20 protein-coding genes and 2 pseudogenes are annotated in these 22,669 nt (G+C 72.5%); 5 read left to right on the top strand and 17 right to left on the bottom strand.

Features of this window, described 5'->3' with window-relative positions; all coding sequences use genetic code 11:
- Nucleotides 1-372 precede the first annotated feature (372 nt).
- The 10 genes from VGD70_RS15505 to VGD70_RS15460 form a co-directional block, all read right to left on the bottom strand.
- A complete protein-coding gene (locus VGD70_RS15505; RefSeq protein ID WP_331082154.1) occupies nucleotides 373-999 on the bottom strand; it encodes an A24 family peptidase in 627 nt (208 codons plus the stop codon).
- Between the two features lie 90 nt (nucleotides 1,000-1,089).
- Nucleotides 1,090-1,647: a GrpB family protein gene (locus VGD70_RS15500; RefSeq protein ID WP_331082153.1), complete on the bottom strand. Its 558-nt coding sequence runs from the start codon at nucleotides 1,645-1,647 to the stop codon at nucleotides 1,090-1,092.
- A 10-nt stretch (nucleotides 1,648-1,657) separates the two neighbouring features.
- Nucleotides 1,658-2,512, bottom strand: a complete 855-nt coding sequence (locus tag VGD70_RS15495; protein ID WP_331082152.1) for a shikimate dehydrogenase — start codon at nucleotides 2,510-2,512, stop codon at nucleotides 1,658-1,660.
- Nucleotides 2,487-3,680 (bottom strand): endolytic transglycosylase MltG, encoded by a 1,194-nt coding sequence (gene mltG, locus VGD70_RS15490; RefSeq protein WP_331082151.1) that lies wholly within the window; start codon nucleotides 3,678-3,680, stop codon nucleotides 2,487-2,489. The genes VGD70_RS15495 and mltG overlap by 26 nt, the downstream gene beginning before the upstream one ends.
- Nucleotides 3,677-4,165 carry a Holliday junction resolvase RuvX gene (gene ruvX, locus VGD70_RS15485; RefSeq protein WP_331082150.1) on the bottom strand — a complete coding sequence of 163 codons (489 nt, stop codon included), beginning with the start codon at nucleotides 4,163-4,165 and terminating at the stop codon, nucleotides 3,677-3,679. The genes mltG and ruvX overlap by 4 nt, the downstream gene beginning before the upstream one ends.
- Nucleotides 4,162-6,831 carry an alanine--tRNA ligase gene (alaS, locus tag VGD70_RS15480; RefSeq protein WP_331082149.1) on the bottom strand — a complete coding sequence of 890 codons (2,670 nt, stop codon included), beginning with the start codon at nucleotides 6,829-6,831 and terminating at the stop codon, nucleotides 4,162-4,164. The genes ruvX and alaS overlap by 4 nt, the downstream gene beginning before the upstream one ends.
- A gap of 74 nt (nucleotides 6,832-6,905) precedes the next feature.
- Entirely contained in the window at nucleotides 6,906-7,226 is a 321-nt protein-coding gene (locus VGD70_RS15475; RefSeq protein WP_331082148.1) for a hypothetical protein, read from the bottom strand.
- Between the two features lie 70 nt (nucleotides 7,227-7,296).
- Nucleotides 7,297-7,707, bottom strand: a complete 411-nt coding sequence (locus VGD70_RS15470; protein WP_331082147.1) for a DUF948 domain-containing protein — start codon at nucleotides 7,705-7,707, stop codon at nucleotides 7,297-7,299.
- A gap of 88 nt (nucleotides 7,708-7,795) precedes the next feature.
- A complete protein-coding gene (locus VGD70_RS15465; protein ID WP_331082146.1) occupies nucleotides 7,796-8,638 on the bottom strand; it encodes a TIGR03619 family F420-dependent LLM class oxidoreductase in 843 nt (280 codons plus the stop codon).
- A complete protein-coding gene (locus tag VGD70_RS15460) occupies nucleotides 8,635-9,972 on the bottom strand; it encodes a replication-associated recombination protein A (protein WP_331082155.1) in 1,338 nt (445 codons plus the stop codon). Before VGD70_RS15460 ends, VGD70_RS15465 begins: the two co-directional genes overlap by 4 nt.
- 198 nt (nucleotides 9,973-10,170) lie before the next feature.
- Here VGD70_RS15460 and VGD70_RS15455 point away from each other — a divergent pair, with 198 nt between their 5' ends.
- The gene (locus tag VGD70_RS15455) at nucleotides 10,171-11,502 is read left to right on the top strand and encodes an ankyrin repeat domain-containing protein (RefSeq protein ID WP_331082145.1); all 1,332 of its coding nucleotides are present in this window, start codon (nucleotides 10,171-10,173) and stop codon (nucleotides 11,500-11,502) included.
- Here the strand turns inward: VGD70_RS15455 and VGD70_RS15450 are convergent.
- Nucleotides 11,499-12,263, bottom strand: coding sequence for an SGNH/GDSL hydrolase family protein (locus VGD70_RS15450; RefSeq protein ID WP_331082144.1), 765 nt, complete (start codon nucleotides 12,261-12,263; stop codon nucleotides 11,499-11,501). The genes VGD70_RS15455 and VGD70_RS15450 overlap by 4 nt on opposite strands.
- Before the next feature lie 62 nt (nucleotides 12,264-12,325).
- Between VGD70_RS15450 and VGD70_RS37045 the strand changes: the two genes are divergently transcribed.
- Nucleotides 12,326-12,910 carry a hypothetical protein gene (locus VGD70_RS37045; RefSeq protein WP_422653099.1) on the top strand — a complete coding sequence of 195 codons (585 nt, stop codon included), beginning with the start codon at nucleotides 12,326-12,328 and terminating at the stop codon, nucleotides 12,908-12,910.
- Between the two features lie 66 nt (nucleotides 12,911-12,976).
- Here VGD70_RS37045 and VGD70_RS15445 read toward each other — a convergent pair.
- Nucleotides 12,977-13,888 (bottom strand): annotated as a pseudogene (locus tag VGD70_RS15445) (methyltransferase); the annotation flags it as partial.
- Between the two features lie 103 nt (nucleotides 13,889-13,991).
- Here VGD70_RS15445 and VGD70_RS15440 point away from each other — a divergent pair.
- Together VGD70_RS15440 and VGD70_RS15435 are read left to right on the top strand one after the other, a co-directional pair.
- A complete protein-coding gene (locus VGD70_RS15440; protein ID WP_331082142.1) occupies nucleotides 13,992-14,750 on the top strand; it encodes a metallophosphoesterase family protein in 759 nt (252 codons plus the stop codon).
- Between the two features lie 56 nt (nucleotides 14,751-14,806).
- A complete protein-coding gene (locus VGD70_RS15435) occupies nucleotides 14,807-14,962 on the top strand; it encodes a hypothetical protein (protein ID WP_331082141.1) in 156 nt (51 codons plus the stop codon).
- Between the two features lie 55 nt (nucleotides 14,963-15,017).
- On the opposite strand, the gene VGD70_RS15430 is transcribed toward VGD70_RS15435, so the two are convergent.
- From VGD70_RS15430 to aspS, 3 genes are all read right to left on the bottom strand, one after another.
- The gene (locus VGD70_RS15430; protein WP_331082140.1) at nucleotides 15,018-16,244 is read right to left on the bottom strand and encodes a hypothetical protein; all 1,227 of its coding nucleotides are present in this window, start codon (nucleotides 16,242-16,244) and stop codon (nucleotides 15,018-15,020) included.
- Between the two features lie 138 nt (nucleotides 16,245-16,382).
- Entirely contained in the window at nucleotides 16,383-17,324 is a 942-nt protein-coding gene (locus VGD70_RS15425; RefSeq protein WP_331082139.1) for a DUF389 domain-containing protein, read from the bottom strand.
- Nucleotides 17,325-19,112 (bottom strand): aspartate--tRNA ligase, encoded by a 1,788-nt coding sequence (gene aspS / locus VGD70_RS15420; protein WP_331082138.1) that lies wholly within the window; start codon nucleotides 19,110-19,112, stop codon nucleotides 17,325-17,327.
- 339 nt (nucleotides 19,113-19,451) lie between these two features.
- Here aspS and VGD70_RS15415 point away from each other — a divergent pair, with 339 nt between their 5' ends.
- Nucleotides 19,452-20,339 carry a hypothetical protein gene (locus VGD70_RS15415; protein ID WP_331082137.1) on the top strand — a complete coding sequence of 296 codons (888 nt, stop codon included), beginning with the start codon at nucleotides 19,452-19,454 and terminating at the stop codon, nucleotides 20,337-20,339.
- Here VGD70_RS15415 and VGD70_RS15410 read toward each other — a convergent pair.
- Complete coding sequence (locus VGD70_RS15410) at nucleotides 20,336-21,205, bottom strand: pyridoxal-phosphate dependent enzyme (RefSeq protein WP_331082136.1); 870 nt, start codon at nucleotides 21,203-21,205, stop codon at nucleotides 20,336-20,338. The genes VGD70_RS15415 and VGD70_RS15410 overlap by 4 nt on opposite strands.
- 258 nt (nucleotides 21,206-21,463) lie before the next feature.
- Nucleotides 21,464-22,669 (bottom strand): annotated as a pseudogene (locus tag VGD70_RS15405) (radical SAM protein); the annotation flags it as partial.

Raw genomic sequence — 22,669 nt, 5'->3', positions numbered from 1 at the left:
GGTTGCAGGGTGAAGCGACAGGCCGCACGAGCGAGCGACCGATTGCAGCGTGGGGCCACCGGAGGCAGGAGCGAGGCGCCGGGCGACATGAGTGAAGCGACTCGTCGGAGGGTGCGGCGGCTGGAGGCGAGTTCGGCGACTCGTTCGCACCGGGTGAGGCGACTGGTGGCACGAGTGAGGCGATCGGCGGCGTGTGAGGCCATTGGCGGCGGGGCGAAGCGACTGGTGGCACGGGTGAGGTCGTGACGGTGCGGGTGAGGCGGATTGGGGTGAGCAACTCGCCGTTGGGGGCGAGGGACGTGGAGGTGCGGAGGGTGGCCATCGGCGTGGTGGGGCGAGGCAACTCGGCGGGCGGGGTCGGAGTCTGGGGGGTCATGGTGGGGTCACCGTCGTGCCGGGGAAGAGGGTTAGCAGGCATGTCGCTGCCAGCAGGCCTGGGCCGTGGGGGATGGCGCGGCGGCGGGACAGCAGGCCCACGGCGAGCGTCAGCAACGCTGCCAGGCCCGCCGCCAGCACCAGGGCCGGCCAGCCGATCGGGCCCAGGGCGGCACCGAGGCTGCCGGACAGCTTGACGTCGCCCGCGCCCAGGGACGCCGGGCTCGCCAGGTGGATCAGCGCGTGCAAGGCGCCGAAGGCCAACGCGCCCAACGTCGCGCTCACGGGTAGCGACCAGCCGCCGCCCACGGACGCGGCCAGGACGGTGGCCGCGGCGAGCGCCGGGTAGGCGGGCAGGGTCAGACTGTCGGGTAGGCGGTGGTGCTTGAGGTCAGTCGCCGCGAGGAGGACGGCGAACCACGTGATGGTGAGCGGGACCGGGAGCCACCAGCGCGGTAACTGTCCACTTGAGACCCTCCAGGCCGCGACCGCCCACAGGAGGGCCAGGGCGGCCGCCAACACTCCACTGTGGACGGTAGCGCCCCGGCGCAGGCGGGACAGGAGCCGGCGGCCGGCCAGACCGGAGAGCGCGCCGGCTGCGGCGAAGGCGAAGTAGAGGGGCATGTCTCCACGGTGGCCCGGCGCGGAGGACTCTGCAAGGACGAACCCGTGCGAACGGCCCATTCGCACGGGTTGGCTTGGGCGGCAGGCAGATCAGGCCAGCGCCTTGCCCAGGATCTCCTCGATGATCGACGTCTTCGCGTCCGCGTAGTCCTGCACGTACCGCCACTCCCGCGTCGCCAGTTCGCGCTTCATCGCCGCATAACGGTCCCGGTCGTCGTCGTGGGTGCGGAGCCAGTCGCGGAACGCGCGGATCCGGGCGATCTCCTCGGCGGCATGACGCGGCGAGTACACGTGCAGGTTCACCCGGTGCGGGTCATCGCGCTTCAGGCAGCGGTGCTCCAGCCACTCGGGCTCGCGGATGCGCAGGACATATCCCGCCGCCTCGAGATCCGGAACGTAGGAAGGCTCGTCGGCGGTGTCCTCGACCAGCAGCGAGATGTCGATGATCGGCTTCGCGGGCAGGCCCGGCACGGACGTCGAGCCCGTGTGCTCGATCGACAGCGCCCGCTCCCCCAACGCACCCGCGATGAGCGCGCGGTCCTCCTCGAACCACGCCGGCCACCGCGGGTCGTAGGCCTCGACCACGACCTTCGTCGCGTACGGCGTGAGGTCGCCGATCGTGACGGCCCGCAGGTGCTGCTCGTCCATGCCCACCACCCTAGAGCGGCAGCGGCAGGATCCCCCCGGTCGCCTCGCGCAGCGCGGCGCGCATCGCCTCGCGCGGGGCCGGGCGGCCGGTGAACTGCTCCACCTGTCCGAACGCCTGGTGCAGCAGCATGTCCAGGCCCGTCACCAGCACTCCGCCACAGGACCGCACCGCCTCGGCCAGCGGGGTCGGCCACGGGTGGTAGATCACGTCCAGCACGCACGGCGCCATGGCGAGCGCCTGCGGCGGGACGACACCGGCCGGAACGGTGCTGACCAGCAGCGCCGCGTCGGCGGCCAGCGTCTCGAACGACGCCGAGGACCAGCGAACCACCTCCACCGGCAAGCCCAGCTTCGCCGCGCACTCGACGGCGAGACCGGCCCGGGCCGGCTCCCGGGCGACCACGTACGCACGCGAGATGCCGAGGTCGAGCAGGCCCGCGAGCGCGGCGCACGCGGTCCCGCCCGCGCCGAGCACGACCCCGTACCCGGACCCGGCGAACCCGGCCGCCCGCAACGCCCCGACGACCCCGTCGACATCAGTGCAGTCCGCGTGCCAGCCGGAACCCCGCCGTACCAACGTGTTCGCGGCCCCGACGGCCACCGCCCGCGGGGTGGCCGAGTCGGCGACAGCCAGCGCGGCCTGCTTGCCGGGCATCGTCACCGACAGCCCCGCCCACGACGAGTCCAAAGAGGACACGAACGCGGGCAGCGCGGCGGCGGTGACCTCCACCCGGTCGTACGTCCAGCTCAGCCCGAGCGCGCGGTAGGCGGCACCGTGCAGCACGGGCGACAACGAGTGCGCGACGGGTGAGCCGAGAACCGCCGCGCGCCGGGACGCCTCAGTAGGCACCGCGCGCCTGGGCATCGTTCACGTTCTGCTGGTGCTGCGCGTCGGTCTCCGCGAAGCACGACGTGCCGTCGGTCTGACAGCGCACGAAGTACAGCCACGGCCCCGGCGTCGGCTCCGCCGCCGCCTTGAACGCCGCCGGGCTCGGCGCCGAGATCGGCGTCGGCGGCAGGCCGGTGTTCTGGTAGGTGTTGTACGCGCCGGCCTTGTCGCGGTCCGAGCCGTTCGTGCGGATCGTCGGCCGGTCCAGCACGTAGTTCACCGTCGAGTCGTACTGCAGCTGCATCCGCTGCGCCAGCCGGTTGTAGGTCACCCGGGACACCTTGCCGAAGTCCTTCTCGATGGCCTCGCGCTCGATCAGCGACGCCATGGTCAGCACCTGGTACGGCGTGAAGCCGGTGGGTTTCGCGATGGTCGGCATGCCGGCGGCCTGCATCTCCGTCGCCGACTCGCCCACCAGCTGCTTCCACAGCTCGTCCGCGGTGGCGCCGGGCCGCACGTCGTACACGCCGGGCATGACCAGCCCCTCGAGCCTGCGCTCCGGCTGGGCCTTCTTCGCGTACGACACCGCCCAGTCCGGCACGCCGAGCTTGGCGAGGTCGGCCTTCTTCATGGCGTCCCACAGCTGCGCGGGCTTCACGCACGTGCTCTTGCCGTTCAGCTTGGCGCACGACGCCTGGGCCAGCTCCGCCACGATGCCGGGCGTGACCTTGTTGCCGTTCTTGATGTCGTGCAGCTGCGTGCCGGCGGTGATCTGCAGGTTCCCCACCTTGGCGCCCTCGGCCACGATCTGGGTGACCGCCGCCTTGCCGGACGACTTGGTCTTCATCACGTAGTAGCCGGGCTGTACCGCGCGCACCCGCGCGTCGGACTCCGCCGCGGCGACGAACGCCCGTGAGCTCGCCACGACCTGCGCGTCGGCGAGCGTGGCGGCGATGTCACCGGTGGACTGGCCGGCCTTGACCTCGACGACGACCTGGGTCTCGCCGTTGCCCGAGTAGTCGTCGTAGCTGCCGATGTCCATGATCTGCCGCAGGCCGTAGTACCCGCCGGCGGCGATGACCCCGAGCACGACCACCATGCTGACCCACAGCACCGTGCGGCGTTTGCGCTTGCGGGGCTTGCGTACCGGCTGCCTGCGTTCGGTGCGGGCGTCGGAGAACAGGTCGAGCTCTTCGTGGGTCATGGTTGCCGCGCCTCCGGAGGCGAGTGCCGAGCCCGCCCGTCCAGCCAGGCCTGCAAGATCTCGACGGCCGCCGCCTGGTCGACCACCGCCCGCTGCCGCTTGCCGCGAACCCCGCGGTCGCTGAGCATCCTGGTGGCGCTCACCGTGGTGAGCCGCTCGTCGGCCAACCGAACCGGCACCGGGCGGACTCGCCTCGCCAACTGCCTGGCGTACGCGACGGCACCGGCCGCCGCCTTGCCGTGGCGGGCCGCGAGCGTCCTCGGTAAACCGATCACCACTTCGACCACCTCGTGCTCCGCGACGAGCTCGGCCAGCCGATCGAGATCGGTGCCCGAGCGCTCGTCGCGGGACAGCGTAACGAGTGGCGTGGCGAGGACGGGACCGGGATCACTCAGCGCGACCCCGACCCGTACAGATCCGACATCCACCCCCAGCCGGCGGCCGGGGCCCGGATCGTCGAGACCCGGCCGGTCCGGCTCGGTCACGCAGTGCCCTCCGCCAGCGTTCGGCGCAGCGCGGCCACCGCCTCGGGCACGCCGGCCGCGTTGCCACCGCCGCCCTGCGCGAGGTCGGGCTTGCCACCGCCGCGACCGCCGATGGCCGGCGCGAACGCGGGCACCAGCTTGCCCGCGGCGAGCCCCCGGTCCCGGGCCGCGGACGTGGTCGCCACCACGAAACTGACCTTCTCGCCGTCCGCCGAGAACAGCGCCACCACGCCCGGCCGCGCGCCGAGCCGGTTGCGCACCTCCGCCGCCAGCGAGCGCAGATCGTTGCCGCCGATGCCGTCCGGCGTGGCGACCGCGACGAGCGCGGTGCCGTGCACGTCCTCGGCCTGGTCGGCGAGCGTGCCCGCGGACGACAGCAGCTGCGCGCCACGCAGCTTCTCGAGCTCCTTCTCCGCCGTGCGCAGCCGCTCGACGGTCTGCCCGATGCGCTCCGGCAGCTCCTCGGCGGGCACCTTGAACTGCTCGGCGAGCTGACCGACCAGCACGTGCTCGCGGGCCAGGAACCGGAATGCGTCGAGCCCGACCAGCGCCTCGACCCGGCGCACGCCGGCGCCGATGGACGCCTCGGACAGCAGCTTGACCACGCCGATCTCGCCGGAGCGGTGCACGTGCGTGCCGCCGCACAGCTCCTTGGAGTAGTCGCCGATGGTGATGACGCGGACCTTCTCGCCGTACTTCTCACCGAAGAACGCGATGGCCCCGGACTTGCGCGCCTCGTCGAGCGTGGTGACCTCGGCACGCACGTCGTAGTCGTTGAGCAGCACGTCGTTGACCTCGTCCTCGACGTCCGCGAGCACGCTGGCCGGCACCGCGCCCGCGGGCGAGGTGAAGTCGAACCGCAGCCGGCCCGGCGCGTTGAGCGAGCCCGCCTGCGCGGCCTGGGTGCCCAGCGCCCGCCGCACGCCCGCATGCACCAGGTGGGTGGCCGAGTGCGAGCGGGACACCGCGCGCCGCCGGCTCGGGTCGACCTCGGCGCTGACCGTGGCGTCGAGGGTGATCTCGCCGCGGACCACCTTGCCGCGGTGGACGTTGAGGCCGGCGACCGGCGACTGCACGTCGTGCACCGCGACCTCGAAGCCGTCGCCGACGATCCGGCCGGTGTCGGCGAGCTGGCCGCCGCCCTCGGCGTAGAACGGGGTGCGGTTGAGCACGACCTCGACCTCGGCGCCCGCACCCGCCGCGGCGGCCGGCTCGCCGTTGGCGATGAGCCCGACGACCGTGGCCTCCGCCGTGAGGTCGCGGTAGCCGAGGAAGTCGGTGACGCCGTGCTTGTCCAGGATCGACCGGTACGCCCCGCCGTCGCCGTGCCCGACCTTGCGCTGGGCCGCGTCCTCCTTGGACCGCTGCCGCTGCTCGGACATCAGCCGGCGGAAGCCGTCCTCGTCGACGGTGAGCCCCTGCTCGGAGGCCATCTCGAGGGTGAGGTCGATCGGGAAGCCGTAGGTGTCGTGCAGCTGGAACGCCTTGTCACCGGCGAGGACCGAGGCACCCGACCGCTTGGTCTCCGTGGCCGCGAGGTCGAAGATCCGCGAGCCGCTGGTGAGCGTGGTGAGGAAGGTGTCCTCCTCGTTGCGCACCACGGACTCGATGCGGTCGAACTGGGTGACCAGCTCGGGGTAGGCCGGGCCCATGGTGTCCCGCACGACCCCCGCGAACTCGCCGAGCACCGGCTCGTTGACGCCGAGCAGGCGCACCGAGCGGACGATCCGGCGCAGCAGCCGGCGCAGCACGTAGCCGCGGGCCTCGTTGCCCGGGGTGACGCCGTCGCCGATGAGCATGACCCCGCTGCGCGCGTGGTCGGCGATGACCCGGAACCGCACGTCGTCGATCGGGTTGGCGCCGTAGCGGCGGCCGGACATCTCCTCCGCCTTGGTGATCACCGGGTGGACGAGGTCGGTCTCGTAGACGTTGTGGACGTCCTGGAGCAGGAACGCGACCCGCTCGATGCCCATGCCGGTGTCGATGTTCTTGGCCGGCAGCACGCCGATCGGCGGGTAGTCGTCCTTGGGCGAGAGCTCGCCGCGCTCGTCCTGCATGAAGACGAGGTTCCAGATCTCGAGGTAGCGGTCCTCGTCGGCGATCGGGCCACCCGGCCGGCCGAACGCCTCACCGCGGTCGTAGTAGATCTCCGAGCAGGGACCGCCGGGACCGGGCACGCCCATGTCCCAGTAGTTGTCCTTGCCGCCGCGGCGCTGGATGCGCTCGTCGGGCAGGCCGGAGATCTTGCGCCACAGCTCGATGGCCTCGTCGTCGGTCTTGTAGACGGTGACCCAGATGCGGTCGGGGTCGAAGCCGTAGCCGCCCTCGGCCTGGCTGTTGGTGATCAGCTTCCAGGCGTGCTCGATCGCACCTTCCTTGAAGTAGTCACCGAAGGAGAAGTTGCCGGCCATCTGGAAGAACGTGTTGTGCCGCGTGGTGCGGCCGACCTCGTCGATGTCGCCGGTGCGCACGCATTTCTGCACGCTGGTGGCACGCGGGTACGGCGGCGGCTCCTCACCGAGGAAGTACGGCTTGAACTGCACCATCCCCGCGTTGACGAACAGCAGGTTCGGGTCGTCGAGGATGAGCGAGGCGCTGGGCACGAGCGTGTGCCCGGCGTTGTTGAAATGATCGAGGAATCGCTTGCTGATCTCGTGTGTCTGCACGGTGTGTCCTAGGAAGGTGTGGAGCCGACGGGAGTCCGGTCACGGCGGACAGCCGCGCGCCGCGCGGGCGCGGGTCAGCTGCCCGCCCGGCGAGCTCGCGCGTCGGCGGGACCACGCCGCGCGGGCCGGTCGTCGCGGACACCCAGCGCGTGGCGAGCCACGGGACTGACGCCCGATCGCTGCTCCACCACTTCGGACAACTCCTCTTCGCGTTCGACCATGCCCGCCCGGACGTCGGCACCGAACGAGCCGATGGCGCCGGCCAGCTCGCGCATCGCCTCACCCAGGTTGCCCGCGATGCCGGCGGGGGTGGCCTGACGTGCTGTTTCCTTGGCCTTCCTGGACAAGGCTACGCCGGTGGCGACACCCACCCCAAGCCAGAAAAGCCGTTTCACGACTCCCCCTCACAGGCTCGGTGAAGCCGCTCGCGGTCGCCCTGCGACATTGGCTCACTCGCAAGCTCGCTCACCGCTTGGCCCCCTTGCGCTTGCCGCGCCGCGCGTGCTTGCCGTCGGCGACCTCCTTGGCCTTGCGTCGGGCCTTGAGGGCCTTGTTGACGCCGTAGGAGAACGCGGCTGCCTTGACCAGCGGGCCGCCGAGCGTGGCGGTGAACACCGAGGTGAGCGCGGAGACGTTGCCGGTGACGGCCTGCGTGTTCGCGGTGATGCCGTCGACCCGCTCGAGCTGGGTGTTGACGTGCGTGAGCGCGGTGTTGGCCTCGTCGAACAGCGGGTCGGTGTTGGTGTGCGCCTTACGGATCGCGATCGTGGCCTCGTCGAGCGTGCGCCCGAGCTTGATCAACGGGATCGCCAGCAGCAGCACGAGCAGTACGAACGCGCCGGCCGCGATCAGTGCGGCGAGCTGCCCTGCTGACACGAGCCCTCCCTGATGCCGAAGTAGGTTTGTGAACGTCCGGGAATCGCGCGTCAGGTTACCGCGCGGCCACGACCCCGGCCTGTTCGGATCACCAGGTGCGGGCGACCAGGTCGGCGTGGCCGTCGAGGGTGCGCATGGTGGCGTCCCGGTCCGCCCGCGGCAGCTCCAGCAGGACCCGGTCGACCCCCGCGTCGGCGAGCACCGCGAGGGCGGCCACGTCGGCGGGCGCGTTCATGACGGTGACCGGAAGCTCGCGGCCGAGCTCGGCGGCGCGCCCGCGCAGCTCGGCGATGCCGGCGACGAGCGGCTCGGTGTCGCCGGGGTAGATCGGCAGCCAGCCGTCGGCGTACTCGGTGATCTTGCGCCAGGCCGGCTCGAGCCCGCCGCCCGCGAGGACGACGGGGCCGCTGACCGGCTTGGGCCAGGAGTAGAGCGGGTCGAAGTCGACGTGCTCGCCGTGGAACTCGGCCTCGTCCTTGGCCCAGATCTCGCGCATGGCCAGCAGGTGCTCGCGCAGCACGGCGACCTTCTTCTTCGGGTCGATGCCGTGGGAGCGCAGCTCGCCCGGGTGCCAACCGGGGCCGACGCCGAGCACGACCCGGCCGCCGGAGAACGCGTCGAGGGTGGCGACAGCCTTGGCGGTGGCGATCGGCTCGTGCTGCGCGGCCAGGAGCACCGACGTGCCGAGGGTCAGCCGCTCGGTGGCACCGGCGATCATCGCGAGCGTGGTGAGCGGGTCGGCCATGCGCGGGTGGGTGTGGGACTGCTCGGCGTTCGGCATCGGCGTGTCGTCGTGCACGGGGAGGTTGGTGTGCTCGCCGAGGAACAACCCCTCGGCACCGCGCTCCTCCAGCTCGCGGCCGAGCTCGACGGGGTGGATGCCGCTGTCCGGCGACTCGACGACGAGCGCGTGCCAGTAACCGATCTTCACTTGTCTCCCCTGATGGCGCGGCGGAGCTTGGGTACGCGCTCGGCGAGCGCGCGCTCCGCCCCGCGCTGGGTCGGTTGGTAGTAGTCGGTGCCGACGAGCTCGTCGGGCGGGTACTGCTGCTCGAGCACGCCCTCCGGGACGTTGTGCGGGTAGCGGTAGCCGGTGGCGTTGCCGAGCTTCTTGGCGCCCGCGTAGTGGCCGTCGCGCAGGTGGGCGGGGACCGTGCCGGCGGCGCCCTCGCGGACGTCCTGCATGGCCTTGGCGATGGCCGTGGTGACCGCGTTGGACTTGGGCGCGGTGGCCAGGTGGACGGTGGCGTGCGCGAGGTTGAGCGCACACTCGGGCAGGCCGATGAGCTGGACGGCCTGGGCCGCGGCGGTGGCGGTCTGGAGCGCGGTGGGGTCGGCCATGCCGACGTCCTCGCTGGCGTGGATGACCAGGCGGCGGGCGATGAACCGCGGGTCCTCGCCGGCCTCGATCATGCGGGCGAGGTAGTGCAGCGCGGCGTCGACGTCGGAGCCGCGGATGGACTTGATGAACGCGCTGATGACGTCGTAGTGCTGGTCGCCCTGGCGGTCGTAGCGGACCGCGGCCTTGTCGACCGTGGACTCGACGGTGGGCAGGTCGATGACGCCGTTGCTGGTGGCGAGCGCGGAGTCGGCGGCGGCCTCGAGCGCGGTGAGCGCGCGCCGGGCGTCGCCGGCGGCGAGGCGCACGATGTGGTCCTCGGCCTCCTGTTCGAGCGTGACCGTGTCGTCGAGGCCGCGCTCGTCGGTGAGGGCGCGGCGGACCAGCGTCCGCACGTCGTCGTCCTCCAGCGAGCGGAGCTGCAGGACGAGCGAGCGCGACAGCAGCGGGGAGACGACGGAGAAGAACGGGTTCTCCGTGGTGGCCGCGACGAGCAGGACGATCCGGTCCTCGACGGCGCCGAGCAGGGCGTCCTGCTGGGTGCGGGAGAAGCGGTGCACCTCGTCGATGAACAGGACGGTGGACTCGCCGGAGTGGGTGAGCCTGCGGCGGGCCTCCTCGATGACCGCGCGGACCTCCTTCACACCGGCGGACAGCGCGGACAACGCGACGAACCGGCGGCCGATGGCGCTGGAGACGAGCATGGCGAGCGTGGTCTTGCCGGTGCCGGGCGGGCCGTAGAGCAGCAGCGAGGCCGGCGCGGCGCCCTCGACCAGGCGGCGCAGCGGCGCGCCCGGGCCGAGCAGGTGGTCCTGCCCGAGCACCTCGTCGAGCATGGCGGGCCGCATGCGCACGGCGAGCGGTGCGTTGGCGGCGATCCGCGCGCTGCCGCCCGGGTGCTGCTCCTTGGGCGGGCCGTCGAACAGCTGCAGGTCGAGCCCATCGTCCACGGGTTGGACGCTACCCGCCCCCACCGACAGGGATTACCATCGGCTCGCGCGGTCCGGGGCCGCGTCCCGTCCGCGGACAGGGCCGAGCCCACCCCGGCTCGATCTTCCTGTGCCCGCACCTTCTGCCCCGCCCGGTGCCAGCGGACCTCGGGCGTTACGGGTATGGAGGTTGCCATGTCGCTACCCGCCGCCGTGAGCCTGGAACAGCTGCGCAAGCAGGCCAAGGACCTGCGCCGCGCGCGCTCGCTCAAGCTCGCCGAGGCCCAGCTGCTGATCGCGCGCCGGTACGGGTTCCCCAGCTGGCCGCGCCTGCGTGCCTACGTCGACCGGGTGGCCACCGCCGGGGCGTCGTTGCAGCACGCGTTCGAGGCCGAGCCGTCCTACTACGCCGACCGGGCCGGCGGGCTGCTGGCGTCGGCCCAGGACGCGACGCCGGACGCGGTGGCCACGTTCGCCCGCTGGTCGGCGCCGCTGACCGAGGCCGGCGCGCGGCTGGTGGTCGCGCGCAACCACGGGTTGACGTCGTGGCCGGCGCTGAGCCGGCACGTGCGGGACCTGGCGGCCGAGCCGTTCGCGCGGGCGTTCCAGGCGCTGCGGCGCCAGGACCTGGACGGGCTGGACGAGCTGCTGGACCGGTTCCCGGAGCTGGTCACCGCGATCGGCACGAACGGCAACGACCTGCTGGGCCTGGCGTCGGCGACGTGTGACGAGCGGCTGGTGTCGGCGTTGCTGCGGCGCGGCGCAGACGTGGCGCACGGGAACGCGCACGGGTGGACGGCGCTGCACCAGGCGGGGTACTCGAACCTGCCGCACATGGCGCGCGTGCTGCTCGCGGCCGGCGCGCCGGTCGACGGCTCGGCCCGCGGCGACGGCGGCACCCCGCTGGCGGTGGCGTTGTTCTGGGGCAACCGGGAGGTCGCCGTGGCTCTGGCCGCTTATGGCGTAGTACCTCGGAACCTGCGGACCGCGGCCGGCTTGAACGACGTGGCGCTGGTCGAGGAGCTGTGGTCGTCGCCGTCCGCGGGCGCCGGGAGGGGGTTCTACCGCCCGCACGGCGGTTTCCCCGCGTGGCGGCCGTCGTCGTCGGTGACGGAGATCCGCGACGAGGCGATGAGCTGGGCGGCCCGGGCGGACGCGGTGGAGGCGATCACGGCGCTGCACCGGCTGGGCGCGTCGCTCGACGCGAACGTGTACCAGGGGACGCCGCTGACGTGGGCGGCCGCCCAGGGCCGGGTGCGGGCGGTCCGGCACCTGCTGGCGCTGGGCGCATCCCCGTCGGCGGCCGGCACGTTCGGCGGCCCGCGGCACGGGGTCGGCACGACCGCGCTGCACCATGCGGCGGAGGGCGGGCATCTGGAGGTCATCGAGGCGCTGCTGAACGGCGGCGCGGACCCGACGGTCGTCGACGAGCTGTACGGCGGCACCCCGGCGAACTGGGCGGGCCACGGCGGCCATGCGGAGGCCCGCGAGCTCCTGCTGAGCCGCGGCGGGACGGAGCGGAGCTAGCGGGCGACCGGGCCCAGGTCGGGACGCTTGGCCGTGCGGCCGGTGCCCGAGGAGACGCCGCGGAGCCGGCGGCCCACCCAGGGGCCGGCGAAGCTCGCGATCCAGCGCAGCTCGGTGGTGCTCGCACGCAGCAGGCTCGGGCGGGGCAGGACCGGGAGCGGGCGGGTCCACGAGTCGTCGCTGCCGGGGAGGTCCAGGACGTGGGCCATCGAGGCGGCGATCAGCGTGTGGCCGAGGGGGCTCGCGTGCAGGCGGTCGGCCGACCACATGCGGGCGTCGGTGGTGACGTCGATCGTGAAGGTCTCCACCACGCGGACGTCGTGGCGCGCGGCGGCGGCGCGGATGGCGGCGTTGAACGCGATGACCCTGGGCAGCAGCGGGCGGGCCAGCGGGGCGATCTTGGCGATGTTCGGGTAGGTGACGGTGGCGACCGTGGCGCCGGCCTGGGTGAGCGCGGCGAACATCGCCTCGAGGTGGCCGGTGATCTCGGCGACGTCGAACTTGGGGCGGAGCAGGTCGTTGAGGCCTGCCATCACGGTGGCGAGGTCCGGCTCGAGGGCGAGGGCGGGCGCGAGCTGCTCGGCGTGCACCTCGGCGGCGAGCTTGCCACGCACCGCGAGGTTCGCGTAACGGAGGCCGGGATCGAGCTCGGCGAGCGTGCCGGCGAGGCGGTCGGCCCAGCCGCGGTAGCCGCGGACCTCGTCGCCGTCACCGATGCCTTCGGTCTGGCTGTCGCCGAGTGCGACGTAACGCGAGTACACGCTGGGTCCTCCCCCGGGTTCGGTGATCACCCGCAGGATATCCGCGGAGCTACCCTGCGGGTGTGCAGCGAGCGACCCGCATTCCCGACGACGTCAAGCTGGTGGTGCGGCCGAGCCGGGGGGCGGCGGTGCGCGAGCAGTGGCCGACGATCGCGGTGTTCGCGCTGACGGCGGTGGCCGCCGGGTTCGGCGTGGCCGCCACCGGCACGGTGCTCGGCGTGTGGGCGGCCGTCGGGTTGCTGTGCGCGCTCGGGGTGGTGCTGGAGCTGCTGATCCTGCGCTCGGAGATCGCGCTGGGCCCCGCGCTCGCCGCGGATGTCGACCACGTGTGGGTGCGGGTCGGCGGGTTCCTGCGGCCGGCGTCGGTACGCCTGGAGTGGGCCGAGATCACCACGGTGGCGCTACGCACCTGGCACGGCCGGCGTAGCGCCACGGCCCGCTACCTGACGATCCTGGTGACCGAGCCGGCCAAGGCGACGCTCGACGGCGAGCTGGCGGGCGTGCCGGACCGCCGCATGCGCCGGCTGGCCGGCGCGTTCGGCTCGCCGCTCGCGATCTCGGCGAAGCACAAGTCCGAGACCCTCGACGAGACTGTCCGCGGCCTGCGTGCCCTCGCTCCGGACGCGGTCCGGTTCACGGTCACCTGACCGCCAGCTCCAGCACCGCGATCTCCCCCGAGTATGGACGGCCGCCACGGCCAGGCCGGCGCCGTCCGCGAGCGCGGTGAGGCCCGCGATGTCCCGGACGTGGCCACCGAACCAGGCCAGGTTGCGGAGGTCCGCCGCCGTGGAGGTGCCCTCCGCGACCCGCTCGATGACGAACACCGCGCCGTCCGCGCCCGCCGCTTCCGCGCAGCGGCGCAGGATGCGGCGGGCGTGCTCGTCGTCCCAGTTGTGGATCACCGCGGACAGCAGGTAGCCCTCGGCGCCGGGTGGCAGCGGCTCGAAGAAGTCGCCGGCCATCGCGTCGGCGCGGTCGGACAGGCCCGCCGCGTCGATGAGCTTGCGTGCCGTCTCCGCCGCGCCGGGCAGGTCGAGCACGGTGCCGCGCAGCGCCGGGTACTCGTTCAGCAGCGCGATGAGCAACGCGCCGTTGCCGCCGCCGACGTCGACCACGTCGCCCAGCGCACCCCAGTCGTAGGCCGCCACGATGCTCGGCGCCTCGACCGCCACCGCCGCACCCCGCGCGTCGTCGAACGCCGCGGCGCGCGCCGGGTCGGCGGCCAGGTCCGTCCAGTACGGCAGGCCGTACTGGGCCGGGAACGCCGGCTCGCCGGTGCGCACGCTGTGCAGCAGCTGGACCAACGACAGGTCGCCGCGACCGGCGGGACCCTCGATGTCCCACTCGGCACGCAGGCCCGCCGGATGGCCGTCGCACAGCAAACGGCCCCGATCGGTGAGCGCGTATCGGCCGGCGTCGTCCTGGCTCAGGAGCCCGGCCGTCACCAGGTGCCGCAGCAACCGGTCGAGCGCGGCCGGGTCGGCGCCGGCCGGATCGGCGAGCTCCGCCGCCGTGCGCGGCTGGTCCAGCCGGTCGCCGATGCGCAAGGTCGCCGCGACCCGGATCGCCATTGGCGTCACCAAGTCTGCCAGCGCGTTGAGTGTCCCAACCTCCTCGTTCGCCATCACCTCACGCTACGTCTGGTGATCGCCTGTCGCAGATCACGCAGTCGTCCGCCCTGCGCGAAACCCCTGGCGTGCGGGCACGAGCAGCAAGCACGCTGGCCACATGGTCGACACGGTCGCGGTCCTCTCCGACATCCACGGCGTGCTCCCTCTCCTCGAGGCCGTGCTCGCCGAGCCCGACGTGCGCGACGCGGACGCCGTCGTGCTGACCGGCGACATCGCCTTCGGCCCGCAGCCCGCGCGCACGCTCGACCACCTGGTGGGCCTCGGCGACCGGGTGCACTGGGTGAAGGGCAACTGCGAGCGCGAGATGGTGCGCTTCGCCCGCCACCCCGGGGCGGACCCGGCGTTCCCCATCGGACCGTGGTCGGCCGGGCAGCTGCGCCCGGACCAGGTCGAGCTGCTGGACCGGCTGCCCGCCACGCTCACCCTCGACGTGCGCGGGCTGGGCGAGGTGCTGTTCTGCCACGCCACCCCGCGTGACGACGAGGAGTTCGTGTTCGTCGACAGCGACCTCGCGCGCTGGGCCGAGGTGCTGGCCGACGTACCGGACACGGTCCGCACCGTGGTGTGCGGCCACACCCACATGCCGTTCGCCCGCCTCGTCGACCGGCGCACGATCGTGAACGCCGGCAGCGTCGGCATGCCCTACGGCACCACGGGCGCGCAGTGGGCGCTGCTGGCCGGCGGCACGGCGCAGCTGCGCACCACCGAACTCGATCGCGAAGCCGCGGCCGCCGCGATCGAGGCCGACTGCGAGTTCCCCGAGCTGGCCGAGTTCCTGGACTTCTACGTACGCAACACCCCTTCCGACGCCGAAGTGCTGCCGACGTTCAAGCAACGGGCCGCGAGCACGAGCTGATCACGGCGCGCCGACGGGCCCTTGCCCTTGTGCAGCACGGAGAACGCCACTCGGGCGTGTCGTCGGTGGCCGCCGAGGACGGCAGCAGCGTGGGCAGGAACTGCTCGGCCGCGGCAAGTACGGGCGCCTCGATCGGCGCCTCGCCCACCTTCACCCGGTGCTGCCTGACCTGCCAGCCCGAGGCCGTGACCACCCCGGCCGGCCGCAGGTGACGCTCGCGAAATCCCATGTACAGCAGCTAGACGCGGCCACCGACAGTTTTGCGACTCAGCGGAACGCGGGGTAGAGCGGCAGCGGCTCCTCGTGCCCGAACCGGGCGCGCAGCGCTTCGCTGACCTTCACCGCGTGCTCGGCGACCGCCGCGACACCGTTGAGCCCCGACGAGCCGTTCGACCCGGCCGCCTCCGCGGCCTCGGCCAGCCGGCGCCACCGGTCGGTGAGCACCAGCGTGTCCGGCGGCGTGTCGGCCAGGTTCGTCGAGTGCGACTGCGCCGCCTCGGGGCGGGTGAAGAACTGCCAGGTGGTGAGCCACACCCAGAACAGCTGCGCGTCGAGCAGCCGCGGCAGCAGGACCGAGTCGTCGTCGAGGTCCGGCCACACGGCCTTCACCTCGGCACGCCAGCCGGCGAGCATCGCGTCGGTCATCCCGGCCGGCAGCGCGAACGGGCACCAGCACGAGGGGAACGGCACCCGCAGGTACGCCGCGTCGAAGATCGCGTTGCGCACGCAGCCGCCCTCGAAGTCGAGGAACCGCACACCTCTGCTGGTGATGAGGTTGTTGTCCGGGCACGAGTCGGACGGGCTGAACGCCCGGTGCCGGCCGGTTTCCAGCATCCGGCGGCTGTGCCCGGCGTGCTCCATGGCCTCCGCCGGAGTGGGCAGGCCCAGCTCGGCCTCCAGCAGCGCGGGCAGCTCGGCCAGTGCCGCGGCGCCGTCGACGGCCAGCGGGTCTTTGAAGTCGGGCACCGTGAGGCGTCGCTCCAGCGCGTCGAAGTCGGCCTCGCGGCCCGCGGTGGTGGCGTGCAGCCTGCCGAGCGAGCGCGACCAGGACAACAGCGCCCTCTCGGCGCCCCGCGCGTCGTTGCCGAGCAGCTTGTCGGCCAGCGTCGGCGCGCCACCGAGGTCCTCGAGCACCACCAGCCGGCTGTCCGCACCATGCGCGAAGAGCTCGGGACACATCCGGTCCTCGGACGCGAGCGCGGTGAACAGCTGGTAGCTCGCCGCCTCGCGGACGAAGCTGTCGCAGTGCTGGTCGAGCGGCTCGAGGTACCGCTTCAGCACGAGCGTGCGCGGCAGCGAGAACGGGCTCGTCGCGACCCTGACCCGCAGGACCACTGACCGTTCGCTGCCGCCGAGGTTGTGCGGGTCGGAAAGCTTGATCTTGGCGCCGAACCGCCGGCTGAGCACGGACTCCGCCGCGACCACGGTCGCCAACACCTCGGGATCCGCTTCGCCGCCAAGTGTCGGCGGGTCGGCGGCGGTTTCCACACTCATCTCCTCAGATCCTACTCCCGCTCGTACCACCGACCGTAGTCGTGTCCATCGATCAAGTAGCCAGGATTTCGGGGATAAATAACGAAAACAGGTTCATGTCGAGCACATTGCGCCGAGAGGCGCAATGTCACCCGGCGGTTACCCCGTCGACAGCGGCCGACCGGCGTCGGCGGTGGTCCAGGTCGCCCGGCGCAGCATCAGCACCACCACCGCGGCCAACACTATGCCGACCAGGTTGATCGCGAGCTGGCCCACCGACTCGGCGAACCGGGACCACTCCCCGAGGATTGCCGCGACGCTCGCGTACCCCGCGGCGGGCACGGTGGTGACCGAGATGAACACGCCGACCAGCGCCGCCGACTTGGCCGACGTCATCGACAGCATCCCGGCGGCGCCGGCGAGCAGCGCGACGATCAGCGACCACGGCCCGACCTTGTAGACGAAGTCCACCTGGTGGTCGCCGTACAGGGCACCCGTGTCGAACAGCCCGGCGGCGTTGCCGGCGAACGTGCCGAGCGCGGTGATCGCCATGGCCACCGGGAAGCCCACGGCGAGCACCACCGCCGCGCGACGGACCAGGTCCCACCGGCGGCGCACCAGGCCGACGGCGATCGCGGCGAGCGGGCCGAACTCTGGCCCGACGACCATCGCGCCCACGATCGTCACCGGCGAGTCGGTGATCACGCCGACCGCCGCGAGCAGGCACGCGATCGCGAGAAACGCGAGAAACGTGCCGTTGAGCCGGGACTCCTCCCCCGTGCGGGCGAGCAACTCCTCCCACACCACAGCGTCCGCGGCGTCGCCGGGCGCGTCCTCCTCGGCCTTGTCCGCCGCGTCCGACAACGCGGTGTCGATCTGCTCGAGCGTGATGCCGCCGGAGTGGTCGACGCCGCGCTCGCACAGCGCCGCGATCATGTGGTCGGCCGCCTCCCGGGCGACGTCGGCCTCGACCACGTCGCCGGGAGGAGACATCGCGGCGCCGCGCAGCAGCACGAGGTGCGCGGCGCCCGGGTGCTCGGTGAGCAGCGCGACGACGTCGTCGGTGATCTCCGCCGGGCAGATCACCCGAAGATGCAGCACCTACTGAGCTGCCTTGGTGGGGGCCGGTTTCGCGTCGACGCCGGCCTCCTTGCGCTGCGCCGGGGTGATCGGCGCGGGCGCCCCGGTGAGCGGGTCGAACCCGCCGCCGCTCTTCGGGAACGCGATGACCTCGCGGATCGACGGCTCGTCGGCGAGGAGCATCACGATGCGGTCCCAGCCGAACGCGATGCCGCCGTGCGGGGGCGGGCCGTACTTGAAGGCTTCCAGCAGGAACCCGAACTTCTCCTCGGCGTCCTCGGCGGAGATGCCCATGACCCCGAACACGCGCTTCTGCACGTCGGCCTGGTGGATACGGATCGACCCGCCGCCGATCTCGTTGCCGTTGCAGACGATGTCGTAGGCGTAGGCCAGCGCGTTGCCCGGGTCTTCCTCGAAGCGGTCGATCCAGTCCGGGTTGGGCGAGGTGAACGCGTGGTGCACGGCCGTCCACCGGCCGCCGCCCACGGCGACGTCGCCGTGGCTGCGAGCGGCCTCGGCCTCCTCGAACAGCGGCGCGTCGACCACCCAGACGAAGGACCAGGCGGACTCGTCGATCAGGTTGAGCCGCTTGCCGATCTCCAGCCGGGCGGCGCCGAGCAGCGCGCGGGCGTCCGACGGCGTGCCGGCCGCGAAGAACACGCAGTCGCCGGGCTGCGCGCCGGTGGCCTTGGCGAGTCCCTCGCGCTCGGCGTCGGACAGGTTCTTGGCAACCGGGCCGCTGAGCGTGCCGTCCTCGCCGACGAGCACGTAGGCCAGGCCCTTGGAGCCGCGCTGCTTGGCCCATTCCTGCCACGCGTCGAGCTGGCGGCGGGGCTGGCCGGCGCCACCCGGCATGACGACCGAGCCGACGTAGGGCGCCTGGAACACGCGGAACGGGGTGTCGGCGAAGTAGTCGGTGAGCTCGGTGAGCTCCAGGTCGAACCGGAGGTCGGGCTTGTCGGTGCCATAGCGGGCCATGGCGTCGGCGTAGGTGATGCGCGGGATCGGGCCCTGGATCTCGTAATCGGCCAGCTCGTGCCACAGCGCGCCGACGATCTGCTCGCCGAGGGCGATGACGTCGTCCTGCTCGACGAAGCTCATCTCGATGTCGAGCTGGGTGAACTCGGGCTGGCGGTCGGCGCGGAAGTCCTCGTCCCGGTAGCAGCGGGCGAGCTGGTAGTAGCGCTCGAGGCCGCCGACCATCAGCAGCTGCTTGAACAGCTGCGGGGACTGCGGCAGCGCGTACCAGGAGCCGGGCTGCAGCCGGGCGGGCACCAGGAAGTCGCGCGCGCCCTCGGGGGTGGAGCGGGTGAGCGTCGGGGTCTCGACCTCGACGAAGTTCTGGTCGTCCAGGACGCGGCGGGCGATCCGGTTGGCCTTGCTGCGCATCCGGATGGCGCGCGCCGGGCCGGGGCGGCGCAGGTCGAGGTAGCGGTGGCGCAGCCGGACGTCCTCGCCGACCGTGAGGTGCTCGTCGAGCTGGAACGGCAGCGGGGCGGCCTCGCTCAGCACGTCCAGCTCGGTGACCAGCACCTCGACGTCGCCGGTGGCGATCTCGGGGTTCTCGTTGCCCTCCGGTCGCCGCGACACCTCGCCGACGACCTTGATGCAGTACTCCGAGCGCAGCTGGTGGGCGCGCTCGGCCATCTCACCCTCGCGGAACACCACCTGCGCGACGCCGGACGCGTCGCGAAGATCGACGAAGATGACCCCACCGTGATCGCGCCGGCGAGCGACCCAGCCGCTCAGCGTGACGGTTTGTCCGGCATGTTCGGCGCGAAGCGTCCCGGCCTCGTGCGTGCGGATCACGGCGTGCTCACTCCTGTCGAGAATCAACGGAACGACAAGAGGCTAGCCAACGGCGCCACGGTTCCGTCCAGCAGGTTTCCGGCGCTACCATCACCGTACGCAGTAGTTCGATCACTCGCGGATTTAACGTCATGGCTACCAAGCCATCACGCCAACCCGTAGGGTGTTGGTTACCAGGTGGTAGGAATCGCTGGGGGCGAACGCAGGGAGACCACGATGGGTGGCGGCGCGACCCGCGAACCAGTTCGGGAACTACACCGAGCAACTGGCGGCGATGTTCGGCGCGCACTGGCCCCCCAACCGGCGGACAGCCTTGCGGCAGACGCCTTCCCCACGGCGTTGCGTACAGCCATTCAGGCCAGTGGGCTGTCCCTCGACCGGATCCAGTACCGGCTCCGCGCCCGCGGCGTTTCCGTGAGCGTGACCGCGCTGAGCTACTGGCAGTCCGGCCGGCGGCGGCCGGAGCGGGCCGAGTCGCTGGCGGCGCTGGGCCACCTGGAGTCGGTGCTCGGCGTGGCGCCGGGCTCGCTCATCGCGTTGCTCGGGCCGCCGCGACCGCGCGGCCGGGTGCAGCGCGAGTCGTCCCGGCTGCCCATCGAGGCGCTGTGGCACGAGCGCGAGCCGGTGTCGAAGCTGCTCAAGCGGATCGACTTCGCCACCGAGACGGCACTGACCAAGCTCAGCCAGCACGACCGGATGGACGTCGCCGTCGACCGCGGCGAGAAGCGGATCGCCGTCCGGCAGGTGCTACGCGCCGAGCGCGACGGCGTCGACCGCACCGTCATGGTCTACGACCTCGAGCGGATCGGCCGGCCGTTCCCGGAGATCACCGCGCTGCAGTCGTGCCGCATCGGCCGCATCGCCCGGGACGAGGCCGCAGGCCTCATTGCCGCGGAGATCCTGCTGGAGGCCCCGCTGGCCCGCGGCGAGACGTCGATCGTCGAGTACGCGCTGAACCACCCGGGCCCGCCGTTCTCCCGTGGCGACGACAGCTACTGCCGCAAGTTCACCACCCCCGTTCGTGAGTTCGTGCTGGAGCTGCGGTTCGACCCGCGCGCCCTGCCGGCCTACTGCGAGCTGTACACCGTGGACCCCGAGGAGCAGACCACCACCAGGCGCAAGGTCGAGGTCAACGCGGCCGGCGAGGCACACGCCGTGGCCCTCGACTTCGGACCGGGCACGTTCTGCGTCCGCTGGGACTGGCCCCGGGACCGACCCACGACCTAGGCCGGCCGCCACTCCCCCGTGCGGACGAAGCGTTCGATGACCGCCGCGTGCCGCGTCGGGTCAAGTCCTCGCGCTCTCGCCCACTCCGCGTCGTGGTGGGTGTTCCGGTACGGCTCGGCGCCGTCGCCGATGATCGTGACGATGCTGCCCTTCGCTCCCTCCTCTCGCATCCGGGCGACGAGATGGCACACCCCACAGGTTGGTGCCCGTCGCCGGTCCTGCCTCGATCCCCGCCACACCCCCGCCTCGTCGCGGAGCCACCACAGCGCCGCGACGGATGCCACGTCCGGCACCGGCATCGCCAGGTCGACCACCCCCGGCTGGAAGCCGGGCTCGACCCGCGGCCGGCCGATGCCCGGGATCCGCGACGGCTTGCCGGTGCCGTAGTCGCCCGCGACACTCGCCCGCGCCGGGAAGTAGGCGGAGTTCTCCGGATCCACCACGGCCAACCGCGTCCGCCTGCCGTGCCGGCGCAGGTGCCGCCCGATCGCCGCCGACATGGCACCCGTGCCGGCACCGACGACGATCCACTCCGGCTCATGGCTCAGCTGACCGAAGATCTCGTCGGCGACCGTCGGCACACCGGCCGCGGCCACCGCCCGCTCGGCCTCGGCGAAGTGGTCGAGGAAGTGCCCGCCCCCCACCGCTGCGCCAGCCCGCCCGCCTCCTGCTGCACCGCCGCCTGCGACTGCTCCGCCAGCCGCCGGCGGCTGCACCGCCGCCTGCCACCGTCCGCCCTCGCGCTCGATCCGCGCCAGCACAGCACCACCCGTCTTGGCCGGCACGACGGCAGCGAACGACAGGCCGAGCAGGCTCGCGAGGCGCGCCCCGGCGACGGCCACCGCTCCACTCGTCGCCGCGACCACCGGCGTGCCGCGGTGATGCCGCCGCTGGCGATGGCGTGGCAGAACATGGCCTGCACCAGGCGGTACTTCACGCTGCCAGTGGGAGGGCCCACTCGTCCTTGAGGTAGAGCTCCACTCCGTCGAGCAGCGGCAGCGAACGCAGCGGGGTGGCGTGTCCGGGCCGTCCCGGCGTACCTGCCGGATCGCCTCCGCCGCCCAGGAGTTCGGGTGGTCCGCGCTCCCGAACCTAGCCGGGACGATGGTCCGCGCTCCTCGGGGTCAGAGGAGCTCGAGCTGCTCCTGCTGAACCGGCGCCGCCTGCTCCGGGATCGACACGAGGCTGCCCTCCGGCCAGGTGGGCTCGGCGCGGGCCTCCTTCGCCTCCTTGGGCGCGAGGCCGTGCCTGCGTAACAGCGGACCCACCCGCCGGCCGAGCCATCGCCGATACCGGATATCGGCGTTGGAGCCGCGGGCATAGATCTGCCGATAGCTCGGCACGAGCTCCGGGTGCTCGTCGGCCAGCCATTTGGCGAACCACTCGCGAGCACCCGGGCGCAGGTGCAGCGGCAGGACCGTGACCCCGGTGGCCCCGGCCTCGGCGATGGCCGCGAGCAGCTCGTCGAGCCGCTCGATCGAGTCGGTGAGACCAGGCAGGACCGGCGCGACGAACACCCCGCACGGCAGGCCGGCGTCGGTGATCTTGCGGACCAGCTCCAACCTCGCCTGCGGGCTCGCCGTGCCCGGCTCGAGGCTGTGCTGCAAGGTCCGGTCGACGAGCGCGATCGACACACCAAGCCCGACCGGCACATCCGCACTGACCGCGGACAGCAGCGGCAGGTCGCGGGACAGCACCGTGCCCTTGGTGAGGATGTTGAACGGCGTGCCGCTGTCGGCCAGCGCGCGGATGATGCCGGGCATCAGCGCATACCTCCCCTCGGCCCGCTGGTACGGGTCCGTATTGGTGCCCATGGCGACGTGCTCGTGGGTCCAGCGCGGCGACCGTAACTGCGCGGCGAGCACCTCGACCGCGTTGACCTTGACCACGACCTGGGTGTCGAAGTCGTGCCCGGAGTCGAGGTCGAGGTAGGTGTGCGAGTTGCGGGCGAAGCAGTTGTGGCTGACCACGCCGTTGGCGATGAAGTCGCCGGTGCCGGTGGTGATGTCGAACAGCGGCATCTCCAGCCCCAGCGGCTCGACCGCGTCGACGCCGAGCCGCGCGGCGGCCCGCAGCGCGATGCCGGTGAGCCCGCCCTCGCCTGTGCGCGCTGGGTCGACCGTGTGCAGGAAACGCAGGTACTCGGGTAACCCGCCGGTCAGCCGGATCCGCTGCACGCCGCTGCGCAGGCCCATGTCCTCGATCACGAACCGGAAGTCGAGGCGCAGCAACGCATCGCTGATCATGCTGATGTTGGCCCGGCCGGCGCGCGCGACGCGCAGATAGCCCCGGCCGAACTCCCCGTCGACGTCGAACACGCCGGCCAGGTA

It is taken from the genome of Actinophytocola sp. (genome assembly GCF_036402745.1).
GTDB lineage: Bacteria > Actinomycetota > Actinomycetes > Mycobacteriales > Pseudonocardiaceae > Actinophytocola.
The sequence above is the reverse complement of the archived record's forward strand: the minus strand, read 5'-3'. Positions and strand labels throughout refer to the sequence as shown.

Coding starts and splice junctions, on each gene's coding strand:
- VGD70_RS15505 (WP_331082154.1), bottom strand. CDS start 999: ATGCCCCTCTACTTCGCCTTCGCCGCAGCCGGCGCGCTCTCCGGTCTG.
- VGD70_RS15500 (WP_331082153.1), bottom strand. CDS start 1,647: ATGGACGAGCAGCACCTGCGGGCCGTCACGATCGGCGACCTCACGCCG.
- VGD70_RS15495 (WP_331082152.1), bottom strand. CDS start 2,512: ATGCCCAGGCGCGCGGTGCCTACTGAGGCGTCCCGGCGCGCGGCGGTT.
- mltG (WP_331082151.1), bottom strand. CDS start 3,680: ATGACCCACGAAGAGCTCGACCTGTTCTCCGACGCCCGCACCGAACGC.
- VGD70_RS15455 (WP_331082145.1), top strand. CDS start 10,171: ATGTCGCTACCCGCCGCCGTGAGCCTGGAACAGCTGCGCAAGCAGGCC.
- VGD70_RS15440 (WP_331082142.1), top strand. CDS start 13,992: ATGGTCGACACGGTCGCGGTCCTCTCCGACATCCACGGCGTGCTCCCT.
- VGD70_RS15430 (WP_331082140.1), bottom strand. CDS start 16,244: ATGAGTGTGGAAACCGCCGCCGACCCGCCGACACTTGGCGGCGAAGCG.